Raw genomic sequence first — 6,752 nt, 5'->3', positions numbered from 1 at the left:
TGTCCGGCGCCCGCGCGCCGGACCGGCTTTGTGAAGCCCTCACGGCCCGATTGCCTCGGCTCGACGTCCAATAAGCACGCCAACCTCTTGCCAACCCAGCCCCTCGGTCACCGAGTACCGAACAAACCCAGAGACAGCAACACTCAGCCAAACAAAAGATGCAACGCAGTTAGACCACAAACGTCTGCGCCATCCCATCAGCCTGCTCGACAATTTCGCCAAGCTTGCTGACGGTCTCACCCTGCTCACGCAGCGTCTCGGCAATCGCATCGGCCTGAGCGGCATCCACCACCAGCACCATACCAATACCGCAGTTAAATACACGATACATCTCGGTATCCTCGACACCGCCTTGCTCCTGCAGCCACTGGAACAGCTTGGGCATTTCCCAGCCATCCCGGTACAGCTTGGCCGACAAGCCGTCTTGCAGAATGCGAGGCACGTTATCCAGCAAACCGCCGCCAGTGATGTGCGCCAGGCCCTTGATATCGGTGCCGTGCTTGGCCAAAGCGGCCAGAACCTGTTTGACGTAGATACGGGTGGGCGCCATCACCACATCCACCAGCGGTTGGCCGTGGAAATCATCGGTGGGCTTGGCGTTGGCGCGTTCGATGATCTTGCGGATCAGCGAGTAGCCGTTCGAATGCGCGCCGCTGGAGGCCAGGCCCAGCACCACGTCACCCGGTTTGATGGATTTGCCGTCGATGATGGCGGATTTTTCCACCGCACCGACTGCAAAACCGGCCAGATCGTACTCGCCGTCGGGGTACATGCCGGGCATTTCAGCGGTTTCACCGCCGATCAACGCACAACCGGCCTGCTCGCAGCCTTGGGCAATGCCGCCCACGACCGACGCGGCGGTATCCACGGCGAGCTTGCCGCAGGCAAAATAATCCAGGAAAAACAACGGCTCTGCGCCTTGGACCAGGATGTCGTTGACACTCATCGCGACCAAATCGATACCGACGGTATCGTGGCGATTCCATTCAAAGGCCAGGCGCAGCTTGGTGCCCACGCCGTCCGTGCCCGACACGAGGACGGGCTCACGATATTTCCCAGGAACCTGGAACAAGGCGCCAAATCCGCCGATACCGGCCAACACGCCGGGACGCATGGTGCGTGCCGCCAGAGGCTTGATGCGGTCGACCAGGGCGTCTCCTGCATCGATATCGACACCAGCGTCGCGGTACGTCAGGGGGGCAGAGGGTTGAGTCGTCATGAGAAAAACCGTGGGGTATGTGACAATTGCGGAGTTTACGGGGTGCTGCGCCCGCCATTTTACGATGTCGGGCGCAAAACAACGCGCCGACCGTCTTTTTGACGATTTGCGCGCCCCTTGCCTTGTGACCATTTTGACCCATGAATCGCCAGCTGCTGCTCGACGTTCTACCCGCACCCGCTCCTACGCTGCAGAACTACATTGCCGGCCCCAACGGTGAAGCGTTGGCGGCCGCGCGCGCACTGATGCCTGGCCGGGCGCTCTACCTGTGGGGGGCAGCGGGCTGCGGCCGCAGCCACCTGCTCAAGGGGCTGGCGACCACGCCCGGCGCCGTCTACATCGATATTCGGCAAAACGCCCGCGCCCTGCGCCAACTCGCCAATGCCGACTCCGCAGCAGCCATGCCCAGGTTGATCGCAGTGGACGATGTCCACGATATGGACGAAGCCCGGCAGGCCGGCCTGTTCGCCCTGTACAATCGGTGGCGCGAATGTGCGGCCACCAGCCGCGCGTTCGCTTTGGCTGTGGCTGGCGACCGCGCCCCGCTCTCCATGCCGTTGCGCGAAGACCTACGCACCCGTCTGGGCTGGGACCTCGTATTCCGGCTCGAACCCCTGTCTGACGCGGACAAGCTCGCTGCACTGTCTGCCCAAGCGGCAGAGCGTGGCTTGCAACTCGCACCAGAAGTCATCCAGTGGATGCTGACGCATCGCGAACGCGATATCCGCAAATTGGCGGTATTGCTCGACGCGCTGGATCGCTATTCGCTGGCTACCGGTCGCCCGATCACCATTCCCCTGCTACGCGCCATGCTGGCAGACTCCGATAAACAACAAAAAACATGATGCCCCAACGACTCGCGCTGTTCGACCTGGACCATACTCTGCTGCCGCTGGACAGCGATTACCAATGGGCCGATTTTCTGGCGCGCACGGGACGCGCGGGCGATCCGGCAGAAGCCCGCCGCCGCAACGACGACCTGATGGACCGCTACAACCAGGGTCAACTCACCGCCGAACAGGCGGCCGAATTCATGCTGGGTCTGCTGGCCGCGCACACGCCGTTCGACCTGGCCACCTGGCACGAAGAATTCATGACGCAAGTCATCCGTCCCAGTATCACGCCGCAAGCCATTGAAATCGTAGATCAGCATTTGGCTGCAGGAGATCTGTGCGCCATCGTGACCGCGACCAACGGGTTTGTCACCGCCCCTATCGCCCGCGCCTTTGGTATCCCGCACCTGATTGCCACCGACGCCGAGTATCGCAATGGCCGCTACACCGGACGCATTCAAGGCACGCCTAGCTTCAAAGAAGGCAAAGTCGTACGCGTGAACCAATGGCTGGCGGATATGAATCTGACCCTTGCCAATTTTTCCGAATCGTACTTTTATAGCGATTCGATCAACGATGTACCGCTGCTCGAGGTCGTCACACACCCTGTAGCGGCCAACCCCAGCCCGGCGCTGCGCGAGATCGCGCAAGCGCGCGGCTGGAAAGTGCTCGACTTGTTCGAACACCTAAAGGATGCCAAATCCTGATGATCACCGACACCATAAAAAAATTCGTCAGCCGCTTGTTTTCACCGGCGGCCCGGGGACCCCAACGCATTACGAGCGATAAACACGGCATCGATCGCCGCAACGTATCGCGCCATGCCATCAAAGTCTGTGAGGTCTTGCGCCAGCACGGCTATCAAGCCTATATCGTGGGCGGCGCGGTACGCGACTTGATCGTCGGCCTCGAACCCAAAGATTTCGACGTGGCCACCAACGCCACGCCCGAACAGATCCGCCCGCTGTTCCGTCGCGCCCGCATCATCGGCCGGCGCTTCCAATTGGTGCATGTGGTGTTCGGCCAGGAAATCATCGAGACCTCGACCTTTCGCGCCCCCGCCTCGCAAGACCAGGAAACCGACGAGCACGGCCGCATCCTGCGCGACAACGTTTTCGGATCTCAGGAACAGGACGCAGCACGGCGCGATTTCACGATGAACGCGCTCTACTACGATCCGCATACCGAAGAAGTGATCGATTATCACCAAGGCGTGCATGATCTGAAGAAACGCCAGGTTCGCATGATCGGCGACCCGGCGACGCGCTATCGCGAGGACCCGGTCCGCATGCTGCGCGCGGTGCGTTTCGCGGCCAAGCTCAACGGCAGCATTGACCCTGCGGCGCGTCAGCCTATCGAAACCATGGCGTCGCTGATCGAGAATGTGCCGGCATCGCGGCTGTTCGATGAAATGCTCAAGCTCCTGACCTGCGGACATGCGATGGATTGCCTGCGCCAGTTGCGCGCAGACGGCCTGCATCACGGCCTGCTGCCGCTGTTGGATGTCGTGCTGGAACAACCTGGCGGCGAGCGTTTTGTCGAGCTCGCGCTGGAGCGTACCGATTCGCGTGTACGTGCAGGCAAAAGCATCAGCCCCAGTTTCCTGTTTGCCGCGTTGTTGTGGCAACAAGTCGAATCGCGCTGGAAACAACTGCGCGAACGGGGGGAACACAACATCCCCGCGCTGGTTCAGGCTGCGGATTCGGTGTTGGATGAGCAAACTGAAAAGCTCGCCATCCAACGCCGTTTCTCATCCGACATGCGTGAGATCTGGTTCATGCAGCCGCGCTTTGAACGCCGCATGGGCAAGACCATTTACCGCATGATCGAACAACCGCGCTTTCGTGCCGCCTGCGACTTTCTGCAGCTGCGTGCCGCGGCTGGCGAGTTTGACAGCGTCCTGGCGCAGTGGTGGATGGATCTGGCCAATGGCAACGACGCCACCCGTGCCGACATGATCGAGGAACTCGCTCACCTGCCGCGCGACCCCGCTGAATCGAGCGGCCCGCGCAAACGCCGTCGCCGCCCGCGCCGTCCGGCCGCGCAACGCGATCAGGCTTGACGGTACGTGCCCCTGTCGGGAACGGCATTGCTCCTTCACTGAACCGCGCCGCCATACATTGCCGATGACCACCATCCAACACGCCTACATAGGCTTGGGCGCCAATCTGGGAGACGCGCAAGCGACCTTGCGCACGGTGCTGGAGCAACTGCGCCAAACGGCAGGCATCCTGCGCTGCCTGTCCTCGCATTTTTATCGCACGGCCCCCATAGACGCCACTGGCCCGGATTACATCAATGCCGTCGCAGCGTTGGACACCACGCTGGCGCCTCTCGAGCTGCTGGATCGACTGCAGGCGCTGGAAAACCAGCATGGCCGCCAACGCCCTTACAAGAACGCGCCGCGAACGCTGGACCTGGATCTGCTGCTGTATGGCGATACCACGATGAATACGCCGCGCCTGACGTTGCCGCATCCACGCATGCATGAGCGTGCGTTCGTACTGGCGCCGCTATCCGAACTCGCGCCGGCATTGCAGTTGACGCAGGGGTCTGCGATCGAATTGCTGTCGATGTTGCCGGATCAGCCGATCGAGCGGCTGGACTAAGGCGCGCAGGGACTGACAGCACCTTCCTGCGGCCCAAGTCGCCACAACCTTAGACCTGTTCGCCCGCGCGCTCCAGCAATTGCCTGGCCCGCCCGATGACAGGCGCATCGACCATTTTGCCTTCGAACATGAACGTGCCGGCACCGCTTTCGCGGTGCGCAGCCACCACGCGGCGTGCCCACTCCACGTCGGCGGCAGGCGGCAGAAAGGCCTCGTGAATGATCTCGACCTGCGAGGGATGAATGCACAGCATGCCGCCAAATCCCATATCTCGAGCGCGACCGGCAGCGGCCCGCATCCCGGCCGTGTCCTTGACTCCGGGAAACACGCCATCCAGCGGTGCGGGCAGATCCGCGGCTTTGCTGCGCAGCAATACTTGCACCCGGGCATGATCCAGCACGACATTCGCCCCTTCGGTATCGGGCGTCAATCCCAGATCCAGGCCGTAGTCGAGGCTGCCAAACGCCAACCGTTGCACGCCCGGTGTCGCCGCGATCTCAGCCGCATTCAAAATCCCCTCGGCGGTCTCGAGGATGGGGACGATATCGACGCCCGTCTGCGCCGCATGGCGCACCTGTGCCAGGCTTTCCGCTTTGGGCAGCATGATGGCCGTTACCCCAGGAAAACTGCGGCAGGCCTTCAGGTCGTCATCGTGCCAGGCCGTCGAGACGTCGTTGATGCGCACCCAGAGTCGCACATCGGGATGCGTGCCCAGAAAATCGCAGAGCGCCTCGCGGGCGCTGCCCTTGGCCAGATGCTCGACCGCATCCTCCAGATCGACAATCACAACGTCAGCCCCACTGGCCAGGGCCTTGGGAATGCGTTCAGGCCGGCTGGCCGGCACGAACAAGGCAGTACGTATAGCAGTTGGCATCAGACGACCTCGGCAGCACGCAAGCGCGCCACGTCCTCGGGCGCGTACCCCAATGATGCTAGCACTGCATCGGTGTTTTCGCCCACTGCCGGGACCGGATCCATACGGGGCGTAAACGCGCTGCTGGATGCCGGCGGCAAGAGCGCCGGCAGCGTCCCGGCCGGGCTGCCCACCTCGCGCCAGCGGTCGCGAGCCTGTAACTGCGGGTGCGCCCAGACGTCTTTCATGTCGTTTACGCGGGCGTTGGCGATCTGCGCGGTTTCCAGACGGTCCGTCACCTGATCGATGGTCAACTCGGCAAAAGCCTGCACAATCAGCGCGCGCAGACTGTCGCGATTGGCTGCGCGGCGCGAATTCGATGCAAAGCGCTCGTCGTCGGCCAACGCAGGCTGATTGAGCACGCGTTCGCAAAACACCCGCCACTCGCGCTCGTTTTGCAGGCCCAGCATGATGGTCGCGCCATCGCCCACCGGGAACGGACCGTAGGGATAAATCGTGGCGTGCGCCGCACCCGCACGCTGAGGCGGCGTCGCCCCCTCGAACGCATAGTACATGGGATAGCCCATCCACTCGACCATGCTTTCCAGCATGGAAACATCCAGCCGGCTGCCCAGTCCAGTGCGTTGACGCAGCAACAACGCGTTCAGAATCGACGAATACGCGTACATCCCGGCCGCGATATCCGAAATCGAGCATCCTGCCTTGGCGGGCGCATCGGGCGACCCCGTCACCGACACAAAGCCGCTTTCGCTCTGGATCAACAGATCGTAGGCCTTTTTACGTTCGTAGGGGCCGCCCTCACCGTAGCCGGAAATATCGCAGACGATCAGCTTCGGATGTTTGGCGTGCAAGGCCTCGAACGACAATCCCAGACGATCCGCTGCGCCCGGAGCCAGATTCTGTACCAGCACATCAGCCGATTCCAGCAAACGCTGCATGACTTCGGCGGCATCGGGGTGTTTCAAATCCAGCGTCAGGCTTTCCTTGGAACGATTGGTCCAGACGAAATGCGACGACAAGCCATGGACGCGCTCGTCATAGCCACGAGCGAAATCACCCACGCCGGGGCGTTCGATCTTGATGACACGCGCCCCCATATCGGCCAGTTGGCGTGTGCAAAATGGCGCCGCGATCGCGTGTTCCAGACTGATGACAGTAATGCCGTCCAACGGACGGACTGCAGGAGTATTACTCATCGAAAATAAATTCCTTCAGGA

The 6,752-nt window shown here is 61.9% G+C and carries 7 protein-coding genes; 4 read left to right on the top strand and 3 right to left on the bottom strand.

Annotation, left to right across the window (positions count from 1 at the left end; all coding sequences use genetic code 11):
* Positions 1 to 169: 169 nt before the first annotated feature.
* Complete coding sequence (gene purM, locus ACNA0I_RS15320; protein ID WP_415806872.1) at positions 170 to 1,219, bottom strand: phosphoribosylformylglycinamidine cyclo-ligase; 1,050 nt, start codon at positions 1,217 to 1,219, stop codon at positions 170 to 172.
* A 140-nt stretch (positions 1,220 to 1,359) separates the two neighbouring features.
* Between purM and hda the strand changes: the two genes are divergently transcribed.
* The 4 genes from hda (at position 1,360) to ACNA0I_RS15300 (ending at position 4,661) form a co-directional block, all read left to right on the top strand.
* Positions 1,360 to 2,064 (top strand): DnaA regulatory inactivator Hda, encoded by a 705-nt coding sequence (gene hda / locus ACNA0I_RS15315; protein ID WP_415806871.1) that lies wholly within the window; start codon positions 1,360 to 1,362, stop codon positions 2,062 to 2,064.
* Complete coding sequence (locus tag ACNA0I_RS15310) at positions 2,061 to 2,759, top strand: HAD family hydrolase (RefSeq protein ID WP_415806870.1); 699 nt, start codon at positions 2,061 to 2,063, stop codon at positions 2,757 to 2,759. The genes hda and ACNA0I_RS15310 overlap by 4 nt, the downstream gene beginning before the upstream one ends.
* Entirely contained in the window at positions 2,759 to 4,114 is a 1,356-nt protein-coding gene (pcnB, locus tag ACNA0I_RS15305) for a polynucleotide adenylyltransferase PcnB (protein ID WP_415806869.1), read from the top strand. The genes ACNA0I_RS15310 and pcnB overlap by 1 nt, the downstream gene beginning before the upstream one ends.
* Positions 4,115 to 4,178: 64 nt before the next feature.
* On the top strand, positions 4,179 to 4,661 hold the full coding sequence (locus ACNA0I_RS15300) for a 2-amino-4-hydroxy-6-hydroxymethyldihydropteridine diphosphokinase (RefSeq protein WP_415806868.1): 483 nt from the start codon (positions 4,179 to 4,181) through the stop codon (positions 4,659 to 4,661).
* Positions 4,662 to 4,710: 49 nt separating this feature from the next.
* Here ACNA0I_RS15300 and ACNA0I_RS15295 read toward each other — a convergent pair whose 3' ends face one another.
* Both ACNA0I_RS15295 and ACNA0I_RS15290 read right to left on the bottom strand, forming a co-directional pair.
* Positions 4,711 to 5,538: an HpcH/HpaI aldolase/citrate lyase family protein gene (locus tag ACNA0I_RS15295; RefSeq protein WP_415806884.1), complete on the bottom strand. Its 828-nt coding sequence runs from the start codon at positions 5,536 to 5,538 to the stop codon at positions 4,711 to 4,713.
* Positions 5,535 to 6,731, bottom strand: coding sequence for a CaiB/BaiF CoA transferase family protein (locus ACNA0I_RS15290; RefSeq protein ID WP_415806867.1), 1,197 nt, complete (start codon positions 6,729 to 6,731; stop codon positions 5,535 to 5,537). The genes ACNA0I_RS15295 and ACNA0I_RS15290 overlap by 4 nt, the downstream gene beginning before the upstream one ends.
* Positions 6,732 to 6,752: the final 21 nt, after the last annotated feature.

Origin of the sequence: Bordetella muralis (assembly GCF_965139205.1) — a bacterium.
GTDB lineage: Bacteria > Pseudomonadota > Gammaproteobacteria > Burkholderiales > Burkholderiaceae_B > Bordetella_A > Bordetella_A muralis.
This window is presented reverse-complemented; position numbering and strand designations above follow the sequence as displayed.